Annotated in this window: 22 protein-coding genes; 9 read left to right on the plus strand and 13 right to left on the minus strand. The window is 45.1% G+C overall.

Annotated features, from left to right (window positions below):
* The 6 genes from GX089_16250 to GX089_16275 all read left to right on the plus strand — a co-directional run.
* Positions 1 to 194: hypothetical protein (locus GX089_16250; GenBank protein ID NLP04047.1), on the plus strand; the 194-nt coding region annotated here is incomplete at its 5' end.
* A gap of 628 nt (positions 195 to 822) precedes the next feature.
* Positions 823 to 1,734, plus strand: a complete 912-nt coding sequence (locus tag GX089_16255) for a glycosyltransferase family 2 protein (GenBank protein NLP04048.1) — start codon at positions 823 to 825, stop codon at positions 1,732 to 1,734.
* A gap of 26 nt (positions 1,735 to 1,760) precedes the next feature.
* Positions 1,761 to 3,659 (plus strand): HAD-IIIC family phosphatase, encoded by a 1,899-nt coding sequence (locus GX089_16260; GenBank protein NLP04049.1) that lies wholly within the window; start codon positions 1,761 to 1,763, stop codon positions 3,657 to 3,659.
* Between the two features lie 56 nt (positions 3,660 to 3,715).
* Positions 3,716 to 4,480, plus strand: coding sequence for a ChbG/HpnK family deacetylase (locus GX089_16265; GenBank protein NLP04050.1), 765 nt, complete (start codon positions 3,716 to 3,718; stop codon positions 4,478 to 4,480).
* A gap of 142 nt (positions 4,481 to 4,622) precedes the next feature.
* Complete coding sequence (locus GX089_16270; GenBank protein NLP04051.1) at positions 4,623 to 5,519, plus strand: hypothetical protein; 897 nt, start codon at positions 4,623 to 4,625, stop codon at positions 5,517 to 5,519.
* A gap of 29 nt (positions 5,520 to 5,548) precedes the next feature.
* Positions 5,549 to 7,864: a hypothetical protein gene (locus GX089_16275; protein ID NLP04052.1), complete on the plus strand. Its 2,316-nt coding sequence runs from the start codon at positions 5,549 to 5,551 to the stop codon at positions 7,862 to 7,864.
* A 63-nt stretch (positions 7,865 to 7,927) separates the two neighbouring features.
* Here GX089_16275 and GX089_16280 read toward each other — a convergent pair whose 3' ends face one another.
* The 3 genes from GX089_16280 to argJ form a co-directional block, all read right to left on the minus strand.
* A complete protein-coding gene (locus GX089_16280; GenBank protein NLP04053.1) occupies positions 7,928 to 8,536 on the minus strand; it encodes a peptidyl-prolyl cis-trans isomerase in 609 nt (202 codons plus the stop codon).
* A 233-nt stretch (positions 8,537 to 8,769) separates the two neighbouring features.
* Positions 8,770 to 10,689 carry a hypothetical protein gene (locus tag GX089_16285; protein ID NLP04054.1) on the minus strand — a complete coding sequence of 640 codons (1,920 nt, stop codon included), beginning with the start codon at positions 10,687 to 10,689 and terminating at the stop codon, positions 8,770 to 8,772.
* Positions 10,690 to 11,195: 506 nt separating this feature from the next.
* On the minus strand, positions 11,196 to 12,404 hold the full coding sequence (gene argJ / locus GX089_16290; protein NLP04055.1) for a bifunctional glutamate N-acetyltransferase/amino-acid acetyltransferase ArgJ: 1,209 nt from the start codon (positions 12,402 to 12,404) through the stop codon (positions 11,196 to 11,198).
* 272 nt (positions 12,405 to 12,676) lie between these two features.
* Between argJ and GX089_16295 the strand changes: the two genes are divergently transcribed.
* Together GX089_16295 and GX089_16300 are read left to right on the plus strand one after the other, a co-directional pair.
* A complete protein-coding gene (locus tag GX089_16295) occupies positions 12,677 to 13,807 on the plus strand; it encodes a LysM peptidoglycan-binding domain-containing protein (GenBank protein ID NLP04056.1) in 1,131 nt (376 codons plus the stop codon).
* Positions 13,800 to 14,015 (plus strand): hypothetical protein, encoded by a 216-nt coding sequence (locus GX089_16300; protein ID NLP04057.1) that lies wholly within the window; start codon positions 13,800 to 13,802, stop codon positions 14,013 to 14,015. Before GX089_16295 ends, GX089_16300 begins: the two co-directional genes overlap by 8 nt.
* A gap of 91 nt (positions 14,016 to 14,106) precedes the next feature.
* Here GX089_16300 and GX089_16305 read toward each other — a convergent pair whose 3' ends face one another.
* Together GX089_16305 and GX089_16310 are read right to left on the minus strand one after the other, a co-directional pair.
* The gene (locus tag GX089_16305; protein NLP04058.1) at positions 14,107 to 14,601 is read right to left on the minus strand and encodes a metallophosphoesterase family protein; all 495 of its coding nucleotides are present in this window, start codon (positions 14,599 to 14,601) and stop codon (positions 14,107 to 14,109) included.
* A 65-nt stretch (positions 14,602 to 14,666) separates the two neighbouring features.
* Complete coding sequence (locus GX089_16310; GenBank protein NLP04059.1) at positions 14,667 to 14,858, minus strand: hypothetical protein; 192 nt, start codon at positions 14,856 to 14,858, stop codon at positions 14,667 to 14,669.
* A gap of 116 nt (positions 14,859 to 14,974) precedes the next feature.
* Between GX089_16310 and GX089_16315 the strand changes: the two genes are divergently transcribed.
* Positions 14,975 to 16,858, plus strand: coding sequence for a DUF3459 domain-containing protein (locus GX089_16315; protein NLP04060.1), 1,884 nt, complete (start codon positions 14,975 to 14,977; stop codon positions 16,856 to 16,858).
* 3 nt (positions 16,859 to 16,861) lie between these two features.
* On the opposite strand, the gene GX089_16320 is transcribed toward GX089_16315, so the two are convergent.
* From GX089_16320 to GX089_16355, 8 genes are all read right to left on the minus strand, one after another.
* Complete coding sequence (locus GX089_16320) at positions 16,862 to 19,606, minus strand: protein kinase (GenBank protein NLP04061.1); 2,745 nt, start codon at positions 19,604 to 19,606, stop codon at positions 16,862 to 16,864.
* A gap of 15 nt (positions 19,607 to 19,621) precedes the next feature.
* A complete protein-coding gene (locus tag GX089_16325) occupies positions 19,622 to 20,587 on the minus strand; it encodes an RluA family pseudouridine synthase (GenBank protein ID NLP04062.1) in 966 nt (321 codons plus the stop codon).
* On the minus strand, positions 20,587 to 21,534 hold the full coding sequence (locus GX089_16330) for a ribose-phosphate pyrophosphokinase (protein ID NLP04063.1): 948 nt from the start codon (positions 21,532 to 21,534) through the stop codon (positions 20,587 to 20,589). The genes GX089_16325 and GX089_16330 overlap by 1 nt, the downstream gene beginning before the upstream one ends.
* A gap of 30 nt (positions 21,535 to 21,564) precedes the next feature.
* On the minus strand, positions 21,565 to 22,011 hold the full coding sequence (locus GX089_16335; GenBank protein ID NLP04064.1) for a DUF4388 domain-containing protein: 447 nt from the start codon (positions 22,009 to 22,011) through the stop codon (positions 21,565 to 21,567).
* An 11-nt stretch (positions 22,012 to 22,022) separates the two neighbouring features.
* Positions 22,023 to 24,152 carry a bifunctional (p)ppGpp synthetase/guanosine-3',5'-bis(diphosphate) 3'-pyrophosphohydrolase gene (locus GX089_16340; protein ID NLP04065.1) on the minus strand — a complete coding sequence of 710 codons (2,130 nt, stop codon included), beginning with the start codon at positions 24,150 to 24,152 and terminating at the stop codon, positions 22,023 to 22,025.
* Positions 24,153 to 24,387: 235 nt separating this feature from the next.
* On the minus strand, positions 24,388 to 24,786 hold the full coding sequence (locus GX089_16345; protein ID NLP04066.1) for an Hsp20/alpha crystallin family protein: 399 nt from the start codon (positions 24,784 to 24,786) through the stop codon (positions 24,388 to 24,390).
* A gap of 14 nt (positions 24,787 to 24,800) precedes the next feature.
* On the minus strand, positions 24,801 to 25,220 hold the full coding sequence (locus tag GX089_16350; GenBank protein ID NLP04067.1) for an Hsp20/alpha crystallin family protein: 420 nt from the start codon (positions 25,218 to 25,220) through the stop codon (positions 24,801 to 24,803).
* 20 nt (positions 25,221 to 25,240) lie between these two features.
* Positions 25,241 to 25,672 (minus strand): Hsp20/alpha crystallin family protein (locus GX089_16355; GenBank protein ID NLP04068.1); only part of this gene is annotated, 432 nt, incomplete at its 5' end.

A 25,672-nucleotide genomic window follows, 5' to 3' on the forward strand; every position in this document is an offset into this window, starting at 1 on the left:
ATCACAGCGGCCGAATTAATGAGATCTCCACTGCCAGAGAGATCTTTGCACTGGTTGGAGTCAGCCACTTTGGTTTTTCCTGTATTAATCTGGCCAATTATCTGGGGGTAAGTGGATCAGCGGTTTCGAAGATGATCTCAAGGAGCTGCAGGATCAATGGAATAGAATTCTTCAAAGAGATGGTTTGTACATAGGCTACGCCATTCAAATACATTAGTAAAGTGCTGCATTAATTGATGCCCTTTTACCTTTATTGTTAAATCCTTCAATTTTTTCCCCTTCGGTTGAATTACAACAGGTAAGTAGCATTTAAATGCCTGAAGACTTTGGAAATTTTTTTCGGAATTGAGAAAATACGGGAAATGAAATCCCTGATTTGAGGTTTTTCGAGACCCTAAATCATTATTTCACCTTCGAGGTGAAACAATGATCAAACCGGGTCTTTAGTTCATCTCTGGGGTGAAACAGAGAACCCAGGACAGAATCGTTAAGTCATCTCCAAAATAAATTGCAATGGAATAACTAACTATTTACATATAGAATCAGCTTAAACCATCCAAAGAAAAATTCTTAAATCACCTCTGAATTGACATTGTACCCATATGACGATGCTTTTATTAAAAACAGTTACACTGTTTCATCTCCGGGGTAATAAAAAGAACACCCGCCTTCACAGGCATAACACTCAAGGTTTTTACCCCCCCCTTAAATCACTAAAGCTCCTCCGGGGTAAACCCTAAAAACTGGAAAGAAATTTGCACCCCCGTCTATCATCACCAATACTAAAACCATTACACCTGCCCTCGACAGTCTTGAAAAAACATGAATGGAAAAAACACCATAACAATCGCCGTATGTACTTTCAAACGGCAAAAACTACTGGAAAAACTGCTCCTGAATCTTAACGATCAGTTTACCAACGATGAGTTCTTGTACTCTGCTGCAGTGGTGGACAATGACAGAGAAAAATCCGCAGAACCAGTCATTAAAACACTGAGAAAAAAATGCAGTTATGAGTTGCAATATGTCTGTGAGCCGGTCAAAAGCATAACACAGGCCAGAAACAGAGCTGTTCAGAATGCCGGAGGAGACTTCCTGGCGTTTATCGATGACGATGAGTATCCTGACAGGATGTGGCTTTATAATCATTATAAGAGCATCCATGAATATGCAGCCGATGGTATCCTGGGGCCGGTTCTTCCATACTTTGAGATTGAGCCCCCCGATTGGCTTGTAAAGAGCAGGCTTTGCAATCGCAAAACCTTTTCAACAGGAACAGTGCTGAAAGATCCAGTTTACACCCGGACCGGCAATGTATTGCTTCGGATGAGTCTCTTTGAAAATACCAGAGCCCCTTTTGATAACAGATTCGGTTCTACCGGTGGGGAGGATTCCCATTTCTTTGCAACCGCAATTAATAATGGGAAAGTATTTATCTGGTGTAATGAAGCAATAGTGCATGAGCTTGTGCCTGAATACAGATTTACACGCAGGTACTATATACAAAGAGCACTTCTTAGAGGAGCACTGAATGCACGAAATTCCTCTTTTGTAAGCAAATCGACTGCAAAATCTCTTATCGCATCCGGACTATACACAATATCACTTCCTTTTCTTTTCCTTGCAGGACAGCACCATTTCATGAAATATCTTGTCAGGAATTGTGATCATATCGGCAAGATTCTCAGTCATCTCGGGATAGAACCGGTCAAAGACAGATCATTTCAGGCATAACTATATGTAGACAGGACAGAATAAATATGTGGGAACCTGAATTTTCAAATAAGAATCTCTGGAAAAAGGAACTGCACCCAAACACAGATTTTGTATCAGGGCTTCACATCGACGAGGTAGCACAGACTCTTCTTGTTTACTGGAGAGAACACTGTCTTGAGTGCGCACCCCCGGAATGCTATCACAGTTGTCCGCTCTATGAGGAAAGAGAGGATAAAAGATGTGTACGGGTAAAATATGGTATCTACCCCAACAAAGCATATAAGGGGATGTTTGAGTTTGGTGCGGATGTGAGGTTCAAGCGATGGGCAAGACTGGGAACCATGCTGTATCCAGTCATGCTCTCACCTGATCAGCATCGTTTTTTTCAGAAAATCGACAGAATTGCTGCAGGTCTTGTGCGGACTGCCTTTGCACTTACAAACCCTTTCAATCCCAACCAATGGTTTAAGATCAGGTACCGCAACCCGCAGAGGATACTGTATAAGGCCTATGCGTATTTTCGCGAAAAGATACTTCAGTCAATGCACAACAGAGAAGGTAATCAAATAGAGATAGATTCATTCTTTATGGAGTGCTTCTCCTTTCACCAGAATTCCTTCAGGATGCAGGTGGAGTACACATCTGGAGACAACCGGTTTCGGGACTCTGTTGAGATAAACCCCGGCCGAAACCAACTGGAAATCCCCTTTATAAAATTTCAGAGCAGCTCTGATGTTCCGACTGGAAGCATTATTGTCTTTCCGGAAAACGATCTCGATGTGCGGGTAGTATTCTCATGGCTTGATTTCATTCGCAAAAAACCGGTAAAAAAAAGCGTGGAGATTAAACCTGTACCCGCAGAAAAGGTAAAGTGTGTCGCCTGGGACCTCGACAACACATTATGGAAAGGAATACTTATCGAAGATGGTGCCGAGAAGATTACAATTCCCGAGGAGAACATAAAATGTATAAAGGCTCTGGATGAGCGGGGGATAATCCAGACTATCGTAAGTAAAAACGATCATGACGAGGCCTGGAAAATTCTGGAGCGTTATAATCTTCAGGACTACTTCATTTATCCCGCTATAAACTGGGGGCCAAAAAGTGCCAATCTGGCTGAGATAGCAAAGCGGATCAATATCGGTATCGATACCTTTGTTCTTTTTGATGACTCACCATTCGAAAGAGCAGAAGTAAAGGGAGCACTTCCTCAGGTGCGGGTGTTTGATGAAAAGGAGATAAACATTGCCCTTTCCCGTCCGGAATTCGATGTTCCAGTGTCTGAAGCAGGCAAAATGCGAAGATTATCATATCTCACTGAGATACAGCGGGAGAAGGTTCAGCAGCAGTATAGTGGAGATATAACAGCTTTTCTGAAAGACTGCCGCATGAATATGCGGATATTTGTCCCAACCGAGCCGGCTCATATCTCCCGCTGCCTTGAACTTATCCAGCGCTCCAATCAGCTTAATCTATCATCACGGAGATATTCCGATTCCGAGTTCAGGGAACTGCTCTCTAAATCGGGTGTATTGTGCCTTGGACTCCATTGCAGTGACCGGTTTGGGGATTATGGTATTGTGGGGTTTGCAAGTGTTGATGAATGTTCAGAGACGCCTCGTCTGGTGGATTTTGTCATCTCCTGCAGAGTCGCACAGAAGAGGGTCGAGCATACTTTTATTAACTGGCTGAGATCCCATGAGTTTTCACGCGGATATAAAGTGTTGGGGGCAGAACTGATAAAAACCAGAAAGAACGGGCCTTTGGTCAAGGTGTTCAATGATCTTCCTTTCAGCATAATCGGAGAGACTGATGAGAAAATCTCGATGGTCATTTCAGCACAGAATTTAAAGGAATCCGAGCAAATCATAACAATCATAGACGATACTTCCGGCATCTCCTTTAACAATATTGCTGACTCATCAGGCCCAGGTTCTGTTTGACATGTCCTTTTTACTGAAAATCTGTAAATCAAATTCTTTACAGTTGGAGCGCAGGAATGCTTATAATCAATGCTGATGACTGGGGAGCAACAAATATAATCACTCAGAGGATACACAGGTGTTTCCAGGCAGGAGCAGTCGATTCTGTAAGTGCCATGGTATACATGGGTGATTCTGAGCGTGCCGCAGAACTTGCAAAGAGTGAAAATCTCGATACCGGACTACATGTGAATTTCACCGAACCATTTACCGGAAAGAATGTCTCTGCTCACCTGCAGCATTCTCAGGAAAAGATCATCCGATGGCTCATGAAAAGCAAATTCTCTCAGGTCATCTATAATCCTTTTCTTAAAAAAGATTTTGAGTACGTATTCAAATCCCAGTACCAGGAGTACACCAGACTCTACAATAAAGTTCCGTCAAGAATTGACGGGCATAACCACATGCATCTTTGCGCAAATATGCTCTTCAGTAGAAATATTCCTGAAGGCACCATAGTGCGGAAAAACATCACATTTACAGATAATCAGAACAAAAGCAGGCTGAACAAATTGTTTCGGAAAAGAGTAGATTCGATTCTGAAAAAACGATTTATCTGTACCGATTATTTTTTCCACATCCGCCAGATCACTTCCAGTGAAAACTCAATCTGCTATCCGGCACTCAATCAGATTATCGATCTTGCTGAAAGATACATTCTTGAGGTCCTCGCTCACCCCGGCCAGCAGATTGATTCAGATTTTCTGACCAACACTGAATTTCTGAGAAGAATTGCATCTGTTCCAAGGTGCAGTTTTGCCAATTTACACAAACTGCTATAACCCTGAACACAGCACTCCAATAGTTAAACCGGACACTATCAGGTGTGCGCATAATTGATATTTTAAGCTGAATATAAAGGTTTCAGATTAAAATTTCAGAGTCTCAACTCTTTGTTTTCATGATAGTTTCTTGGTTTAAATCATGATAATCAGGGTCATAATAATACTTTTCTTTCTTTTTGCAGGCTGCCTTGCAAAAGATACATCCAATACGATTACCCGAAGGCACTTCAATTTCGGCCATCAACTGGGATATATCTACTCACAGATGGAAGATGCTTATTTCGAAGAGGCAGGAACCTGGAATTTCCAGACCGGTTTTCTGACATACTACACTTCCGATATGCCCCTTGTCAGGAACGAAAAATGGAAAAAACGGACTATGTTTATCATCCCTCTTTATTTCAAGTATTATCCCACAGATTTTCTGAAACTGGAATTTGACATTACAGATCTTTTTATAGAGTTCCCTTATATAGACCACAGAAACATGGGTGGTAAATCCCCCCGGTTTCTTGCAAAAATGCGAATATTGGAAGAACGGAACTATCTCCCTGCCATCGCATTTACAATAGGAGTCAAATTTTCAAGCGCCAAACCTTACACAATATGGGCAAATGACCACAACTACGATGAAAGCAACGGTCTTGCAGGCGCGGGAACCGGGGTCGCGGATTATCTTTTGTTGTTTACTCTTTCAAAAAACCTGGGTAAGTTTGGTTTCCTGACCACAAGGTTAGGCCTTGCCCCGTTAGGGAGCCCGGTGGAATATGTACGAGGCTCTGCCCAGGCAGACGAAATTCCTTATGGATTATCATACAAGAAACAGTGGAACAAGTGGTCAGGGGTAGTGGAGATAAGCGGAATGTATAATGGCCTCTCTTCAACAGAGCTCGCCCATTATTCCGTCGCACGCCTTCAGGCAGTGCGTCTGTTCAAATCCGGATCACTCACACTGAATTTTGAACATGGACTTACCAGGGAATCTGACGAGTGGGTAGCTGGCTTTTATCAGACTTTCAAATTCAGGTTGAAGTGATCATCTGCAAAGCTAAGGGAGAATGATTCTTGTCACATGCTGTCAATGACACTTTAAAAGGCATAAGAGTATTGCAGAACGGACAATCCCGTGCCGTCAGACTTGCCGCGATGATACTGAGAGATTGTGGTGCTGATGTAGCAGTGATCCGGAAAAGTGATACTTATAAAGAAGATCCTGCCATTGACAGCAGAAAAAACACTCTGATCTTTCAGGATATCACAGACACCCGGATTTCTGATCTTATTAAAAGGACCGATATTCTGATAGATGATGGTCTCAGGGCCGATGAAGATGAAAAACTGAACCATCATATCGCCTCATCAAACCATCTGATTCATTGCTCCATTCCAGCCAGTCTCGAAAATTCCCGTTTACACCTGAATGAAGATACGGTAAGCGCGTTTTCCGGTCTTTACGAAAGTATTACAGGTCTGGAACCTCCCCGCCCGATTTCTCTTCCTCTGGCATCAACCGTTACGGCTTTCCATGCTGTAAATGCCATCACGATGGCTCTCATAGGCAGAGAACGCTGCGGAAGAGGATATTTTATCAGTATCCCACTGGAAAAAGTCGCATTAAGCTTACAGGTACTCACTCTGATGGAGAGCTCCCGCCCGCCTGTGAGCTGGGAGCCGGTCCATTGGCTGTCATCACCTTTCATGGGAGTTTACAAAGGCTCCGATGGAAGGTTTATTTACATTCAGATTGGTTTGCCCCGCCATTTACGGAATTTCCTCTTCCTTATCGAATCTGCCGGTTTTAAAAAGCAAAAGGCTTTAATCAGACGGTTTCTTAATAATAAGACCAGACGGGATCCGATATCCAACGTTGGTTTATGGGAGGCAATAAGGATTACCGGAGCATTACGGTCGCTGTTTCTGGAGAAGCCGGCAGAATACTGGGAGAAACTCCTTGGTGAGGCAGGTTTATGCTGTACCATGGTCAGATCCTTCAGTGAATGGAAAGCCCATCCCCAGGTTGCCAAGTCAGGAGAGTTCCTCAACTTTTCCCGTTCAGACGGAACCACAATTGAGATCCCGGGAAAGCTAATGGATTCGTCTTATGGAAGTGGTGTCGCTACAGAAGAAGGAGCCACTCTTTCGGTTGGAGAGCTTCTGCAGCGATGGACAGAAGAGAAGGTGATAAATTCACCGCAATCATCAGAAATATTGCCTTTACAGGGGGTACGGGTTCTCGATCTGAGCAGAATTATCGCAGGACCTCTTGCCGGGCGTCTTCTTGCGGAATACGGTGGTGATGTATTGCATCTGTCACTCAGGGGAACACACCTTCTCTGGGAGGAACCGTTTCATGTTGCATTCAATGCCGGAAAATCTTCTGTGGCGATCGACTTCTCACGGCCAAACGGAAGAAAAAAACTGAAGAATATTATCAGAGAATTCAAACCTGATATAGTAATCCACAATTTCCTTGAAAAAGCAGCAGTAAAGCTGGGTATAGATTATGAATCTCTGAAGGCAGATTTCCCAGATGTAGTATTCGTAAATATAATGGCATATAAGCCTTCAGGGCCCTGGAAAAACCATTCAGGATTTGAACAGAATATACAGGCAGCAAGCGGTCTGATGCACAGTTACAGCGGAGAAATACCGGTTCCCAAACTGGTTCCGATGCCCATAATCGATCAGAGCACCGGTTTGATCGGCTCTCTTTCTGCGGCACTGAGTTACTATAGACGATTAAGAGGGCATGGCGGCAGCCGGACATCCACTAATCTTTCTATCTCCGCAATTTACATACAGACAGGCAATTTGAATAACGAGAGTGCAAAGTTGCCCGAAAATCTGTGCGACTATTACAAGACCAGAGACCGGGTTTGTTATCTGTCCATAACACCAGGAACATTAACTGCTTTCAAAAAAATTCCTGAATTCAGTGCAGTTTTAACTGATGGAGTGGATTCCGGGAAAATTGCATCCGTGTTAAAAACACGTTCTCTCTCCTATTGGCAGAATCTTATCCGTGATTTACATCTGGAGAATGCGGTTCAACTTGTCGAGCGCAGGAGCATGAGGCAGATACTCAAGGCTGAACTGGCGGATAAAAATGGCATTCTCAGGTACAGGGAGCATGAGAAGATGGGTAAGGTACTGGTCCATGATTTACCGGTGATGATGAAACCCAGCGGAGTAAGAGTGCTTCCTGTTGCTGAACCAATAGGAAAGAGTTCATCGAAGTATCTTGATGATAAAAATGCCGTTGAAAGCAGGATGGTTGCGGGAAACAGGAAAAACTCTTTGATCAGTTATGTTGGATGGTTTCTGGGCCAGTTACGCTGGGCAGCAGTGATAATATGGCGTGAAATCAATCTGCGCAGATAAACTGAAGGCTATGGCAGCCGTTATCATGCCAGAGCCTTCTTTACTGGACTGTGATTCCCTGAATTATTGATTACTTTCCTTTTCAGCAGGAGGATTGAGCACTTTTGCTCCTGTAATCACAATTGTTTCCACAGGTACATCATTCATCATACCATTGGAGGAAGTTTTGACGTTTTCGATCGCATCAACAACCTCCATACCTTTTATCACCCTGCCAAACACGCAATATCCCCATCCTGCCTGAGATTGATTCTTAAAATCGAGCGGTGCGTTACTGGCTGTGTTGATAAAAAACTGTGATGTTGCAGAATGAGGATCATTTGTACGTGCCATTGCAATAGTATACTTCCGGTTTGAAAGGCGGTTGTCAGCCTCATTCCGGATTGGATCCCGGGTCTTCTTTTTATTTAAATCAGCAGTGAGTCCCCCTCCCTGGATCATGAAACCTTTGATAACCCTGTGGAATATGGTGTTCTCGTAAAATCCGGAATTGACATATTCAAGGAAATTCTCGACTGTCTTCGGGGCTTTTTCCGGTCTCAGTTCAACAACGATCTCTCCCTTGCTGGTCATGATTGAAACCTGCGGATGATAAGGGGTATTGGGATCGTCAGCATAAAGGACAGCAGTAATCGAGACAAGAAAAAGGGTTATGGCCAGCACTCTTTTCATACTATTCCTTCTGTTAAGGTAGAACATGACTTTGCCTCAGGGGCTCTTTTTCAAAATACAGTTTTTATGCCGCTTATAACAAGAGTAAGCCGCGCACAGGTATAATCATAGCTGAAGCCAGTTCAGAAAGAAGGTTTTATGGCAGGTTGACTATAAAAAGAAAGGCCATGCCTTAAATCCGGAATTACAATTTATCTGGAAATCAACATGGCCTGAAACAAATGTACAACTGGTTACCAGGGACGTGTGGAGGTGGGGGCGATTGTGCCACCGCTCACTATACGTGCCTTGTAACTGAAATGCTCCTGTGCGTCAAAACCCTTACCTGAGTTATCATCACTGCCTGAAGTGGCATTGGGATGGACCACAGCGACTACAAAGTTTACTATATCATTCCTTGCACCATTCGGGATCTGAATAGTGCTTTGTCCACCGGAGAAAACAGGACCATAAACTGGTTTGTCATTGCGGTCACGATATACAAACTGTGCCTGCATTTTCTGCTTTGTACCTTTACTTCCAGCAGCATCAGGAGTGAATTCGACTGTTACCGATGTTGCACCGGACGCAAGCTTGATGGGAATTATGTTTCGCCCCTGATGATGAGGGGTTGTCTTTTCGGGTGGCCTGAATTCTGTTGTGCCATCACCACCCGGGAACATGTAGAACCAGTAATTGTTGTTCCAATTGTTTCGCATCAGAGTCCGCATAGTCTCGGTCCACTCTTCGAAATCAAGAATAGCGCCCTTTGCAGCATATGACATGATGGCAGTCGCATAAGCCTCATCTCCGTAGATACTATGAAATACCTGAAGAATTGATTTGGAGTTATTACGTTGAGGAACCGTGAAAAGTGACACATTGAAACCTCGCCCCATCACCTGAGACAGGCTGAGGAAGAAAATTTCTCCACCATAGCGGTGCTGAGTACTGTGATAAGTCCTGTTGTTCATACCCTGATCCGCAGGTCCGGCAACATAGTCATCCGTAGCCATTCCCATTGACTCAACGGGAATATGGGGCATATTGAGATGCAATGATGCGGTCCAGCCCATTGTGTATTTCTTGCGCACCAATGCATTAGCCATAGTTGTCAGATAATTATTAAACGCCTCATGTATCCATCCGGAGGCCTGATTGTTGTAAACCCACCGCTCTGCGATAAGAGCATGAACACACTCGTGAAGAGCTCCACCGGCCTCGTATTCACTCCATGTACACGGATTGTGGGGTGTTGATTCAAAATTCATGTGTCCCCAGCGATTACCCTGATATCCGCCATTATTTGCCAGAGTAGCACCGGGAATACCGGTGTTGAGAACAACCCAGTTTAAGAAGTAACCATTTTTCCACTCCGGGAAGGCAGGGAACCCTACAATTTCTACAACCTCACGAAGTCCTCTCTCGAGGTCCGCAATTCGACTCTTGGCCAGCTCATCGGTTATACACGATGGACGTTCAGAACCAATCAGCATAACGACATATCCATTGTTATGAATAGCCGTAGTGACACCACTAACATAAGGACCGACCTGCAGCCCGGGATTGACAGGCATCGAGTCGCCCGCGTGGACTTGCGGCCATCTGTCATAAAGCTTATCCGTAAGCTGAATGTTAAGAGTATCTATATAAGATGTCACTTCAACTGTCTGCCGCAGACTGTCTTTGAAAGTTATTTTGAGATTGTCAACTGAGGCGGTTTTATTTAATTCTGAATGAAAACCGGGATTACGATCGATACCCATCTCGGATTTTGTAAAATACAGTCCCTGAGGCAAACCGTTTTTTCTGTTGTGGAGAGAAATCGCCTTGCCTGTCAAATCATAAACAACTCCCGCTTTATTATAAAGAGACAATGGAAGCCGGCCGGTATTTTCAATGTAAATGAAATTCTTCATCTCGGAAGAGTTATTGGCAGTGTGCTTTTGTATCCTGTTAACAGGTGTACCCCCGTCACGGAGGAAATGGAATTTTCCTTCTTTGTCGGTGGTAACCTTCATCTGCGCCCCTTCCAGAATCAATTGGAGCCCGGGTATCGGATTTCCATAGACGGAAATTACAGTTCCGGACAGATCGATTTTCTGAGAATAAGATTCAGTGGAGAGAAACAGGAACAATGCTGCAACAGCCAGTGATTTGTTTAAGTTGATCATTTTAATACCCCTCTGCCCAGTTTATAGATCTGATAAATTTTTCCTGCTCTTTTGTTTATAAGGGTAAACCCTTTCTGACGTTACCGTTCTTGAGAATTATTACTTGATAATATACGCAAATTTTGTATAAAAGGATCTTGCATAAAAAGATTATGTTGAGTATTTACTCAACATAACCGGGGGGAATAATCTGCTGTTTTTGTTGGTGATAAAGATAGTAAGAGGGAATAACAGGCAATTCCTGACCGTAATGTACATTTTCAAATCGGAAGTATCGCTTGTAATAAGCACTTGTCACCACAGGACGTCATGCCTGTGAAAACAGGCATCCAATCACTTGTCAATACCACTCTCTTTTAATTTCATCTGCGAGTCTACATGAATTTTTCCTGGATTCCTGCTTCCGGCAGGAATAAAATAGAGGAAAGAGTGTCATTTGTAAGGAGCACTTGTCACCCAGGGAACGTCTGCCTGTGAAAACAGGCATCCGGTTTCTTCAGGAGCGCTCAGGTATGATACTCGGCATTAATTTTGACATAATCGTAGCTTAGGTCACAGGTATGAGCGATTGCCGCAGCTTTCCCTTTACCCAGATTTATGTCAATATCAACCACCTTCTTTTTTAGAAGTTTGTGAAGCTTTTTCTCATCAAAAGGAACCGGCTGGAGATTCTTGAAAACCGGTACTCCGCACATAAGAATTGTCATTTTCTCTTTTGAAAAAGAAGCCCCTGAATACCCTACAGCGCATGAGATCCGGCCCCAGTTGGGGTCATTGCCGAAAAGTGCACATTTGGTCAGATTTGAGTTGGCTACTGCCTTGGCAGCCTTTTTAGCATCTTTTTCATTCAGCGCGCCGGCAACCCTGATCTCAACTCTCTTAGTCGCACCCTCCCCATCAGCGGCAATTTTCTTGCATAGATCATTACAGACGGTAAAAAGTGCGTTCTGGAAAAGATCCAGCTCTGATGCCGTACGGATTTCCACACCCGATGCCCCGTTTGCAAGCACCAGAACCATATCATTGGTAGAGGTGTCCCCGTCAACAGTAAGATTGTTGAAGGTCATGTCTATCACCCGCTTGACAATTTTATTCAGCTTCGCCGCACTTATGGATACATCAGTGGTGATAAAAGCCAGCATCGTTGCCATATTCGGATGAATCATTCCTGAACCTTTGCAGCACCCTCCTACTGTAAAGTGTTTTCCGCCTGTCGATGCCTCAACCGCACTCTCCTTTTTGACAAGGTCTGTTGTCATGATGGCAGTAGCAAACTCCTTCCCGTTTTTTGCAGAAAGAGACCTGACCAGAGGAGATATCGTTGACTTGACCTTTTCCATTGGAAGAAACTTTCCTATGACACCGGTTGAAGCAACCAGAACAGCCTCTTTCCTGACTCCGATTGCACTGGCGACAGCTTCGGCCATAACCCTGGTATCGACTTCTCCCTGTTTACCTGTACAGGCATTGGCACAGCCACTGTTACAGATCACTGAGAAAATCTCTGATGAGGGGAGGAGATTGCTGCACCAATCAACACTCGATGCACGGATAGCGTTAGTGGTAAAAGCACCGGCAGCAGTACATGGCCTCTCACTGACCAGCAAAGCAAGATCCTTCTTCCCGGTAACCTTGATTCCCGCCTTCAACCCACCAGCCTTAAACCCCGCTGCCTTTGTAACCCCTCCGGGAACAATTTTCAGCGATGATGGCATGCACTCCTGTTTCATAGATAAATCCCTTTTTGTACGATCCTTGTCTACCAGCATTTTAGAAACAATCTAAAATAAATTACAGAAACTGCAGTATCCGGTAAATCGTGCTTAGCGAAGCAGTGCTCGTAATCGTGATCGTCATGTTTCTTTCTCTTGCTTAGCTTTTTTCGATTATGAGCACGATTACGGTCACCACAAAGAGGGGACTGACACAAAACTGGAATCAATTTCTTTGACTTGTTATCATGGAAAAACATATTTATACTGTAATTATGAGGTTCTGCCTTAATATTTTCCTTTTTCTGAGTTTTTCTTTTCCGGCACTGTCATCAGCCCAGGATTCTCTATCCACCTCGGTTCCGTTGACTTCCCCGGAGGCGCCACAGGACGCAACCTATATTATTAAGCCAGGGGATACCCTTTGGGATCTCGCTTTTCATTTTCTTTCTGACCCTTTCAAATGGCCTCTTATCTGGAACGCAAACCCCTACATCAAAAATCCTGACCTGATCTATCCCGGCAATTCCTTACGCATTCCGGGCAGAAATGAATCCTTTGCAGGGCAGAAGCCTATCGATGCTAATGCTGAGCCTGTGATGGTTTCCCAGACCAGGGGAGCGATTATGGAATCTGCATCCATAAGAGACAGCCTCGAGAAAGCAGCACCCTACAATCAGGATTCCCTGATTCTGTCGGCAATCCGGATGAGAAACCCTCTGAGCGCAGCTTTTTTCGCTGCGGTTCCTTTTCTATGGACCGAAAAGGATCCCTCCGGATACATTTATCCAGGTAATGCCATTGTCGACAAACCAGTTAGCCAGGTGTCATATCAGAGGTTTGAGCGCATTTCCATTAAGCCCCAGAAAGGCGCCAGTTACAAGGTTGGTGATACTGTCGATGTCTTCTCCCCGATCCGTTTTGTCCGCTTCAATTCCTCTATTTCAAATCTGGTTAAAAGGGTCGCAAGAGCCCGGGTCATAGAAGCAGGTCCGAAGCGGATTCACGCTGAGCTGTTCGAGATGTCCGATCCAGTAAAGGGAAAAGAAAGAGTTGCCTTATCCACTCCATTTACTCCAAAAGAGATCGATACTCTGGTTGAACCAGAAGTAGTGATCGGGGCAGAGGTGTTCACCAGAGTGGAAGGAACTGTGCGGGCGTATCCCTTTCAGACACTTATTCTTAACCGTGGCGAAGCAGATGGAGTCCTGCTGGGAGATGTATTTGCAGTATATCACAAAGATAGACCTGTCAATAATCCCTCATTTGCAGGCATAGGTTATGTAGCTCATCTGAACAGTAATTCCTGCTCCATGGTTATCGTGAATTTATCAGGTGAAAAAATTGAAGAAGGTGACAGAGCAGCTCTGATCAGAAGAGCAAGATTCAGGGGAATTGATGGGTAGAACGCTTCTCAAGTTTGGGCAGATGTTAATGGTCAGCAGACGGCACAGAAGCGTCCGTCAAAGCATTATTCTTCTCTTTACCAACATTCTTCTTTTCTCAGGAGTTGTTTTCACCCTCGAAATCATCCTCATATTTCTGGGTATCGGAAACATCTTCCTCCCCCTTACTACCAAAGCACTTTCGATTCTGAATGGCATATTTTACTGAAACGTAAATAGCTGTTGTTAGAGATGTTTTTTTCGGGGTCGGAATCGGTATCGGTATCGAACATTTTCACAAGTTTTCAGAAATGTAAGATTTACGTTCTGGTTTCTGTAAGCTCGATTATCTCAGGCTTCAGCTTGCTTCCGTCAACCCTGAGCAATCCGACACTAATAGGCAGCCTGAACCGACGGGGTCCGGCGCTCCCCGGATTAAAGAAAAGAATATCTTTGTGGAACTCTATTGAAGGCAGATGCGAATGACCGTAGATAACGGCATTGAAACCTGCGGCTTGGGAATCGAGATCAAGGTCAGCAATATTATGCAGCAGATAAATCGAGCTTGATGCAGTCTTCAAGATTGCGTCAACCGAAAGCCCCGGAATAGAGGATAATTTGTCGGTGTTTCCTTTGATGGCCAGTACCGGCGCGATTTCTTTTAATTTATCAAGTACCCAGATCCCGCCCACATCACCGGCGTGGATAATGTAGTCAACCCCATTGAAAATCTCCGATATCTCTGGTCTGTATAGTCCATGAGTATCAGAAATTACTCCTATAAGAGCAGATTCTTTGTCAAGGTTTATAAGCATCCTGTTTCCCCTTAGGTGTTGCATTAATATTTTACTATTTTGGCGATAAAAAACTGTGATATTTATCACAGTTTTTTATCGCTCCTTTTAATTTCCATTATCTCAGGGTAGCGCCTGAAAGAGAATTTTTTCTGTTTTTCCATGCTTTCCGGCGTTAACCCCTCATTTTCGAATTCCACTGAGTAGTCCAGTGGAATCTCTTTTTTCTGATTAACGGAAATTGCCAATCTTTCAATTTCATCCCTGATCTTCCCCATAGCATCCTCCTTGCGATGTCTATAGACATTACGGATTAAGCCCTTTATCTGGCATAGGAGTTGCAAAAAAAGTCCTACCAGTATTGGATACCCTAAGGAGGCAAAAGAATATGTCTCTGAGTTTTACCACTAAAAGACGTTACCCTGCAGGAGCGGAATATTTACCTGAGGATGATGGTCTCCACTTTCGGGTATGGGCACCTGGCCATAAAAAGCTTCAGGTCGTCTTCGCCATCGACCCGTCTTCCGGGAAACACAATCCCGAACTGCCGCTGTCACTTACCATGGAACCTGAAGAGAACGGTTATTTTTCCGCTCTAATCGAGGCAATTCCACCGGGGATTCTTTACGGTTTTCGCATAGACGGTAGTGATGAGATTTTACCCGATCCTGCATCGAGATATCAGCCTCTGGGTATACAGGGACTTTCGGCACCAATAAACGCCACTAGATTTGTCTGGAGCGACAAAAACTGGCCAGGCGTGTTAAAGGAGGGAAATGTACTCTATGAAATACATATCGGGACTTTCACCAGAGAGGGTACCTGGGAGGTCGCGAGCAGAGAACTTGAAGAGCTTTCCAGAATCGGTATCACAGTTCTTGAGATCCTTCCTGTAGCTGAATTTGAGGGTAAATTCAACTGGGGGTACGATGGTATTTTCCAGTTCGCGCCATCCCGCATGTACGGGCATCCGGACCATTTCCGGAGATTCGTAGACACAGCGCATAGCCTGGGCATAGGTGTAATTCTCGATGTTGTTTATAATCATTTCGGGCCTGGAAGAGAACTGTTCAGGAAATTCAGTCCCTTTTACTTCTCATCGAGACATAAAGCGGAGTGGGGCGAGGCGAGTAACCTTGACGGGCAGAATTGCGGTCCGGTGCGCGAGTATTTCTTGTCAAATGCCCGGTACTGGATCGAGGAATTTCATCTTGACGGTTTGCGAATCGATGCCACTCAGCAGATTTTCGATGATTCGCCTGTTAACCTGATAAAAGAAACTGGCGATATAGTGAGAAGTTCCTCCGGAGGAAAGAGAACCCTTATCATAGGAGAAAGCGAACCTCAGAATTCCACACTGCTGAGCAGATATGGACTGGATTCGCTCTGGAATGACGATTTCCACAGGGCAGCGATGGTCGCTCTTACCGGACATGCCGAAGCCTATTTCAGTGATTACATGGGAACACCTCAGGAGTTTATATCTTCTGCCAAGTATGGATACCTCTACCAGGGGCAGTACTACACATGGCAGAAAAAAAACAGGGGGACTCCTTCTCTTGATCTCCCTGCAGAATGCTTTATCAACTATCTGCAAAACCACGATCAGATCGCCAACACCTGCAGAGGAATAAGAGTTCATCGGCTTTCCGGACCGGGAAGATACCGCGCCCTTACTGCTCTCCTTCTCCTTTGTCCACAGACTCCACTCATTTTTCAGGGTCAGGAATTTGCATCCTCCTCTTTTTTCTACTACTTCGCCGACCACGATGAAGGGCAATCAAAAAGATCGGCTCAGGGAAGAAAAATTTTCCTATCCCAATTCAAAAGCATCGCTTCTGTTAACGGTCCGATCGGCCCGGAGCCCTCAGATCCTGATGCATTTATCAAAAGCAAACTCGATTTCAGTGAACGAGAGATTAATGAACAGTTTTACTGCCTTCACCGCGACCTTCTGGAAATCAGGAAAAATAATCCCGTGTTCAGAACAAGCGGACGAAAGGGTATCGATGGAGCAGTGCTTGGAAGAGAGATGTTTTTATTGAGGTATTTCGGATTGATTCCATCTCAGGATCGTTTACTTATCATAAACCTGGGGCGGGAAACACAGCTCTTTCCCAACCCAGAACCGCTTTCCGCCGCTCCGCAGGGACTATCATGGAAACTTCTGTGGTACAGTGAAGCCCCTGAATACGGTGGTGATGGTGCAGCATTACCAAATGAAAATGAGATCTGGAATATCGCAGGACACACGGCTTTTTTTATGGGAACAGCTTGAAGACTACCACCTCTCCAGATAATTCAATATCTTATACACCCTGAGATATTCCCAGGATTCAGTAGAGAGACTCAGCTTCAGATTGGACAGATAATTCTGGGCTGCACGCTTTTCACCCTGGCTAATTTCTTTTCGTGCAATATGGTACAGCAGCATTTTATCATCAGGATACAGTTCACTCCAGCCTATCCGGAACTCCTCTTCACTTATCTCTCCAAGATAATAACGTGCTATGAGGCGTGGTTTTGGAAAGGGGTGAGGCCCATGTGCCGCTTCCTTCAAATAAGTATCACCCGACTGTGTTGAATCTCTCAGCAGAATCTCCCCGATCTTTACAGCCGCCATCCAGGGGACAGGGGTCGATCTCAGTCCCTCTTTAAACACTTTCTGGTACACAGTTATTGCATCACGATACATAAAGTCGTACTCGTAAATTTCAGCCAGTTCCATCCATGATTCCCATACTCCGGAGGCATTTATATTCGCAGCCACGAATTGATTAAAAAGTACTCTGGCGTTCTCTTTTCTCCCCATCTTCAGATAAATCCGTCCCATGGCATTTCTTGCGGCGACAAGTATTTCCGGATCCCTGCTGTGAATAGAGATGATCTCCTCTGCAACCACCATTGCTGTATCCAGTTCACCTTTATCGATATAGTACTGCAAAAGGCTCAGGTAGAGCTTACCCCATCTGTCAGGATATCTGGAGTACTGGTCCATGAGAGCTTTGATCTCACGGTAAGCTATGGCAGGCTTACCGGAGAGTAAATAATCCGATGTGCGCAAGAGAGCTGATGTCATTGCAGAAGCGTTTACAGGATGAGTAGGAAAACGTCTGGCCAGCAGATTCAGCACACTGTCAGCTACCTCGCTGTATCCAAGCCTGCTGAAAATAATTCCTTCGAGAAAATATGCCCTGGCAGAAAAAGATTCCTCTTTTTCCCTGATAGAATGGCTTTTTCTGAGTACCTCGTAAGCATCTTTGTATTTCCCCAGCCGTACCATACAATCGGCCATTTTCACCAGTATCTCTTTTACAATCTCGCCTGATGGGAAATCGAGGAGCAGACCTCTGTATTCGTCAAGTGCAACTTCGAAATCACCCCGTTCCCAGAACCGGTCAGCTATCAGAGTAGGACTGGGAACCTCAGGAATAGCCCTGCGGTAGATCTTCAGATTGTCGAATCTCACCGCACAGCCATTGGCGAAAAAGCCGATCCGGTCATGTCCTTTGCCCAGTGGAGGGAGATAATCCCAGACTCTGGCTGCGACCTTCCCATTTATAGAAAATGTCAGACAGTTCCTGATCCGTTCTATTACCAGGTGATTGGTCGTTCCCAGGTCTATTTTGGCAGGAGATATATCCTGAAAGAGAAAACCCTTTCCGGGGAATGTTATGCCATGTAAAGCCTCACCGGACTTGTTCAGGTGAAAACAGTAGGCGGAATCAGGGTGATCACCGAAAAGAAAGATTCCCACATTGTAAAGGTCCTGAGAATCGGCGCTGATATCACATTCAATCAGCAGGTCGCGTGAAAAACTCCGCTGAAATCTGGCAAATGAGAATTTTTTTGAGCTGTAGTAAAGGGTACCGTCTTTAAAATCCCACGAGGATGCATCGGAAAATACCCATTCCGGAGAATCGGCTTTGTTCCCGAACTTCTCTATAAGCGCAAGCTGCCAGTGAGAGCGGGCTTTCTGGTTCTGGAGATAAATCGATGCAGCAAACAGAGCTGAAAAAGCAGTGATCAGACTGGCGATCACAAGAGGTGCCCAGTTACGCTTGACAAAATGCCTGATCATCGACCAGGTGGACGGGGGTTGGGCGATTACGGGTTCACCGCGCTGATATCGTACAATATCCGCCCTGAGTTCATCCATGGACTGATAGCGTGCATCCATGTCCTTTGCCATAGCCTTGAGAGTTATGGCCTCTATCTCAACCGGCAGCCACGGGATCAGCTTCCTGGGAGGAATAGGATGGGCTTCCATGACGTTTATAGTTGTCTGGTGCAGATTACGCTGATCAAGGTAAGGGTTCTTGAAAGTCAACATCTCGTAAAGCATAATGCCAAGAGAACAGATGTCGCTTCTGTGGTCGACCTGTCCTCCCAGAAGCCGCTCTGGTGCCATATAGGAGGGTGAACCCATGATTTCACCGGTGCGGGTAATCCCCCCGGAACCATCCTCTTCCAAAGCCTTTGCCAGTCCAAAATCGATAAGAACCGGTGTGAGACGGTCCCTCATGATTACATTGTTGAGCTTCAGGTCACGATGGATAATCTTCTGCTTATGTGCATAGGAGAGGGCATCGGTAAGTTTTACCACTATCTCCAGAACATCAACCAGCTTTGGCTTGTAATAATGAAGGTAATAGTAAAGGTTTTTGCCTGGTATATACTCCATCGCCAGATAGTAGGTGTTTTTCTCTGTGGCGACTTCGTAGATGTTAACGATATTGGGATGACTCAGTTTTGCTACAGCATGTGCTTCGGTGAGAAATCTTTCCACAAACCCCCGGTTTATGGAAATGTTGGCAGGCATAACTTTCAATGCCACTTCACGATTAAGATCTAGCTGCAAAGCCTTATAGACAACGGCCATTCCCCCCCGATCAATCTCCTCGATTATCCGGTATCTGCCAATTGTAGCTCCGATAGGAAGGAATGTCCGCTCTATTGACGCAAGCATGTTGCGGATGCGGATATTTCCTTTTTCCTGGTTTGTCTTTGCACCGCTCAGGTCCATATATGGCCTGTTCCTTTAAATGGCGACCTGCCTCATAAGCTCACTGAATTCCTTTGGTTCATGAGCTTCGATTTTTATCCTCTTCCCAGTCACTGGGTGAGGAAAAGAGAGCCGAAACGCATGGAGATAAAGCCTGTTTCTCGCATTTTTCAGAACCTTGTGATCCAGTTCAGGATCTCCGTACCTCAAATCCCCAACGATGGGACACCCTAAATAGGCCATCTGCACACGAATCTGATGGGTAATTCCGGTTTCCAGGAGTACTTCGACCCTGCTCAGATCATCGTGGTATTCCCTGATAAAGTATTTGCTTTTTGCCGACTTTCCGTCTGCTGCCACTGCCATTTTTGTTCCGCTTTTCTGCTCATGAGTGCGGGATACTTTCAATTCTATTCTCCCCTCCAGTTCAGGAGGTCTGTGATGGCAGATGGCAGTGTATTGTTTAATTATATCATGTTGCCGAAAAGTTTCATGGAGTTTTCTAGTGGTTCTTTTGTTTTTAGCAATAAGGATCACCCCGGATGTATCCCTGTCGATCCGGTGAACCAGCGCCGGCTCCTCTCCCTCCTTCAGACTTCCTTTCTGCAGGAGATAACCGGTGGCAAGCTCTATCAGAGTATCGCGATGCAGGTGCCCGGTGCCGGGATGAACCACCAACCCGGAGGGCTTATCGCATGCCAGGAGATCAGAATCCTGGTAGATAATTTTGAAATTACGCTTGAAATACTCAGTGTTGACAATTGATTTGAGAGAGTTGTCAGGACCGGATAATGCAGCTAATTCGGATTCGCTTGCATCTATCTCGAGTAAATCACCATCCTGAACGCGATAATCCTGTCTGGCTTTCCTGCCGTCAATTCTGACTCCACCCCTGCGTATCAGAGAATAGATCTGCGAAAGAGACATCAGCTTAAGCCGTTTTCGCAGTACACGATCAAGCCTGCATCCTGACTCTTCGGCTCCAATCTCTATTCTGATCATCAGAATTTATCGTACAAGCCGCTTATCGATTCTCCCCTGTTTGTGAACATAATTGCCTTCGCAAAGAGATCAGCAACAGAAAGGACAACCAGTTGAGGGAATTTTTTATGCTCAGGGATAAATACAGTGTCAGTAACAACCAGTTTTGTCAAAGATGAATCACGAAGGCGCTCCACAGCTTTTCCAGAGAGTACAGCATGAACACAACAAGCCTGAATCTCTTCCACACCCAGAGATTCCAGCGCTTTTACCACTTCCAGAATAGAACCGCCCGATGCGATCTCATCATCGAATATCAAGGCTCTCTTCCCCTTAACCTCTCCTATTACATGGTGAATCACAGGTGATTCAGAATCATCGGAACGCCGTTTGTCGAGAATCGCCAGCGGAAGTCCCAGCTTGATCGCGTAGGCCCCGGCTCTTTTTGCACTTCCGGCATCAGGAGCAACTACAACACAGTTTTCAGTACCACAATTCTTGAAATAATCACACAAGAGACGCCCGGCGAGCAGATGATCAACAGGAATTCTGAAAAACCCCTGAATCTGAGGGGAATGAAGATTCATGGTCATGACTCTGTCTGCCCCTGCGGTCTGAAGAAGGTCCGCCATCAGACGGGCTGTAATGGAGATTCTAGGCTCATCTTTTTTATCAGAACGAGCATAGGGGAAATATGGGACTACAGCAGTAATACGCCCGGCACTGGCATGCTTGGCAGCATCGATCATTATCAGCAGTTCGATTATTCCCTCATTTACAGGAGAGCAGGATGGCTGAATAATGAAGACATCCTGACCGCGCACGCTGTCCATAATCCGCACTTTTATGTTTTCATTGCTGAATTTAGTGATCTCACATCTGCCAAGTTCTACTCCGGCGAAGTTACAAATCTCCTTTGCAAGTGGAATATTGGCATTGCCGGAGAAGATTTTAAGTTTTCCGCTCATCGAAAATTGCCCCGTCTATACTTGAAATTATTATTCCTGAAGCCCGCCGTTTTTACGAGCATCCCATTCAAACGCTATATCCATCATCGATTCTGACATGAGCCTGGGCTGATTTATCAGCTTGGGTTCAAAGTAAAAATCCCCCTCTGGAAGCTCAAGCATCTCAAAAATAGCCTCCCTGCCAGTCTCATTCCGGTAAAAGGCATCAACCACCTGCCCCTGTTTAAAGGTCAGATATCCTTTGCGCCTCCCACAGTAGATATGCAGGATACCCTCTCTTCTTCCGATCTCCAGAAACTGGATGGCATCAAGGAGATTAGTCTGCTTCAGATTTCCTGAAAAGACAAAACTGGTATTATACTGCCCTGTCACCATTTCAGGCTTTTTCCTGAGCCTTAAGATCAGGAAAAGCAGTATCCCTGTTATTGAGCCGGTTCCCAATCCTGCAGCAGATACCCAGATAAAGTCCAGATCCATAATTCCCCCTCTCAGGCGTTCTCCTGAGGGTAATTAATATAATCTTTTACACGGGAGATATTCTCAACACCTTTAATTTTCTGAAGCCGTCTGAAGATTTGCTTGAGTTGATTCAAGTTACGTATCTGGATAGTGAAAGTACTCCGTGCCTGCTGACCTATTGTCTTCATTACACCCTCAGAGACATTTGCTCCAAATTCAGAGAAGACCAGACTAATTTCATTTAGCAGACCGGACCTATCCTTAGCCTTTATCTCCAGAATCACACTGTATTTTTTCTGTTGCCCGTCATCCCATGATACTTCGATTTTACGTTCCTGATCTGCAGAAAACAACTCTACATTGCTGCAGTCACTCCTGTGAACAGAAATCCCCCTGCCCCGGGTCACAAAACCAATTATAGAATCACCTGGAATCGGATTGCAGCACTTTGCAAAACGCACCATCAAATCCTCGTTACCTCCAACCAGAATCCCCTGACTTCCTCGCCCGGTAAAGGTGTCCACAAGACGGGAGACCACGTTGGATGGTGATTTTTTGATTTTCCTGACCTGGAAATATTGCATTACTCTGCTTATAGGCAACTCTCCACTGCCTACCAGTTCGTAAAGGCGATCCAGATTGGAAAGTCCCAGGAACTGAAGGAGACCAGGGGTATGATCGTTAAAAGAAGTAGAGGAACGGAGCCGCTTATATGAAGCCTGTACGATTTTTTTGCCAAGTTCGATACTTTCCTGACGCCCGGTATTTTTAAGCCATCTGCGGATCGCACTCCTGGCCTTGGGAGTCTTTACCTCTCTCAGCCAATCAATTGAGGGCTTTTTAGAATTAAGGGTAAGGATTTCCACAGTCGAACCGCTCTTAAGAGTCTTGTTTATCGGTTCAATTTTCCCGTCGACCTTTGCACCAATGCAATGGATCCCAAGCTGTGTGTGCACGGAAAAGGCAAAATCCAGAACAGTGGCGCCTTTAGGAAGCGATATCAGGTCACCTTTGGGAGTAAAAACAAAGATTTCAGCATGAAAAAGATCGATTTTGAAGAATTCAAAGAATTCCGTAGAATCGGTGAGTTCCTTCTGCCATTCGATCAGATTTTTCAGCCAGATAAGTGCCCGGTCATCCCTGGTCATCGTCTGTTCACCACTTTTATAAAGCCAGTGCGCCGCTATTCCATCCTCGGCAATCTGGTTCATCTCCCAGGTCCTGATCTGCATCTCTATGATGTTGCCCTTTTCCCCGAAGATAGTGGTGTGGAGAGACTGATATCCGTTTGATTTGGGAGTACTTATGTAATCCTTGAATCTGTCTTGTAAAGGAGTCCAGATGGAGTGAATGACTCCAAGTACATGGTAGCAGTCCTGGACAGTGTTTACTATTACCCTGATGGCAAGGAGATCATAGATCTCCTCAAAGGGCTTGTTCCGTTGAACCATCTTACGGTAGATGCTGTAAAAGTGTTTGGGCCTCCCTACAATCGTGCACTCAATTTTCTCCTCGTCAAGACGGCGGCGCAAAGGCATCACAAAACTGTCGATGGTAGTCTCCCGCTCACTGCGGTTTGCCACCACTTTGGCCACTATGTTTTTGTATTCATCCCAGTAAAGGTGTTTGAAGGCAAGATCCTCCAGTTCCCATTTTATCCTTGCCATTCCAAGTCTGTGTGCCAAAGGGGCGTAGATATCGAGGGTCTCCGAAGCGATTGCCTTGATACGATCCGGTTCAAGGTACTTCAATGTACGCAGGTTATGAAGGCGGTCAGCGAATTTGATGATTATCACCCTCAGATCTTTAGCCATGGAAAGAAGCATCTTGCGGTATGTCTCAGCCTGCCTCTCCTGAAGGGTTTTAATCTGGAAGGTCCTGATTTTTGTTACTCCATCCACCAGGAGCGCCACATCATCACCGAACTCCTGGGAGATAGCTTCGCGGCCAATAGTGGTATCCTCGAGCACATCATGCAGAAGCCCGGCAGCGATGGTAATCGAGTCAAGGTGTTGTTCAGCCAGGATCAGGGCAACAGCCACGGGGTGAGCAAGATAAGGCTCTCCGGATTTACGCACCTGATTCTTGTGGGCTGTCCAGGCGAACCGAAAGGCTTTTTCAATAAGCTCTGTCTGTATTTTAGGGTTAACCTCCTGCATCTTGCGGATAAAGACCTGGGTTGCTTCATCGATCGATGCAGTCGGCAGAAGTAATGAGGGATCCATAGCTTATAAAATAAACCATTCGTTTTAAGATTGAAAGTCGGGTCTATTTAATTCGGTCAACAAAGTGAACTATTGCAGAGAAGACAGAAACAAGGGGAGCAGAAAGCCGCCATAGCGGAGAAGAAATCATCAAGCGGCTTTCATTGAATAAACCAACCGGAAGTAAGTATCATGCACTGATCTGAATCTTTTTGGGTTTGATTTCCTCTTTGCGAGGGATGATTATCTCCAGGACTCCGTTTTCCAGTTTCCCCGATATTTTATCTTTGTCAAATTCATTGCCTATTGTAAACGCTCGATAGTAGTCTCCGATGTCAAACTCTTTCAGCAGGGATGTTCCTTCCGGTTCTTTGAAAGAGTCTTTGGCCTTGATTGAGAGAACATTGTTTTCATCGATCTCCACTTTGACGTCCCCCTTACGCACTCCAGGAATATCTATAGTAAAGATCAGAGTTTCTTTGTTATCGTAGATATTTACATCAGGGGAGTAGGAATTTCCCGGAGAAAGCAACTGCTCAGCGGAGCTCCTTTCCACCGGAATATGTCCTCTTTTAGTCAACTCAGCCATCTTTTCCTCCTGATTTAAGATTCAATGTTTATCTGTTTTGGTTTAGCTTCTTCAGATTTAGGAAGCACAACAGTAAGCATCCCGTCTTCGAACTTTGCTTTTATCCCGGTGCTGTCGATCCGTACGGGTATTCTTACTGATTTTTCAAACTCTCCCTCAGGTTGTTCCTGCCTCAGGAGTTCCGATTTACCGTACCTGGAGAGTTCTCTTTTCCCGGAGATTACAAGGTTCCCATCACTGAAGTTCAGATTGATCTGATCCTTGGGAATACCGGGAATTTCCGCTACCAGGATAATGCTGTCTTTATTGTCGTAGAGATTTACAAGGGGAATCTCGTATTCTGTTGCCCCTAAAAATGGAATACGTGAGAAGACCCTGTCCATCTCCCTGCGCATCCTCTCAATCTCTCTGAATGGATCCGTTGCCCAAAGCATAGTTGATCCTTTCTTTTTAGTTAATCGATAGTGATCTTCTTCCCTTTTTGGGATTCTGTTTCTTTTTTGGGAATAGAAACATTAAGAACCCCATTGCGGTAAGAAGCTTTAGAGTCTTCCCATTTCAGGTTTTCCCCAAGAGGGATGTCCCTTTTAAAAGAACTGAATCTGCTTTCCTGGAATGAAACTGTCCCTGTTTTCTCCTCCTTTTTCTCCCTCTTTTCTCCTGATACAGAGAGTATGCCCTCAGAATAGCTGACATTGAGCTCATCAGGAGACATTCCAGGGACCTCTACCCTGACATTCACCTCTTTATCGTTCTCTGCCAGATCAACCACCGGAGTTTCTCTCCAGAAATCCCTGAATGAGACAAGCGGTCTCTCCAGAGTGCAAACAAGAACCTCGACAACGCTTTCACCCGGTTCTTCAGGGAGAAAAAGGGATTCCCTAAA

The organism is Fibrobacter sp. (assembly GCA_012523595.1).
GTDB lineage: Bacteria > Fibrobacterota > Chitinivibrionia > Chitinivibrionales > Chitinispirillaceae > JAAYIG01.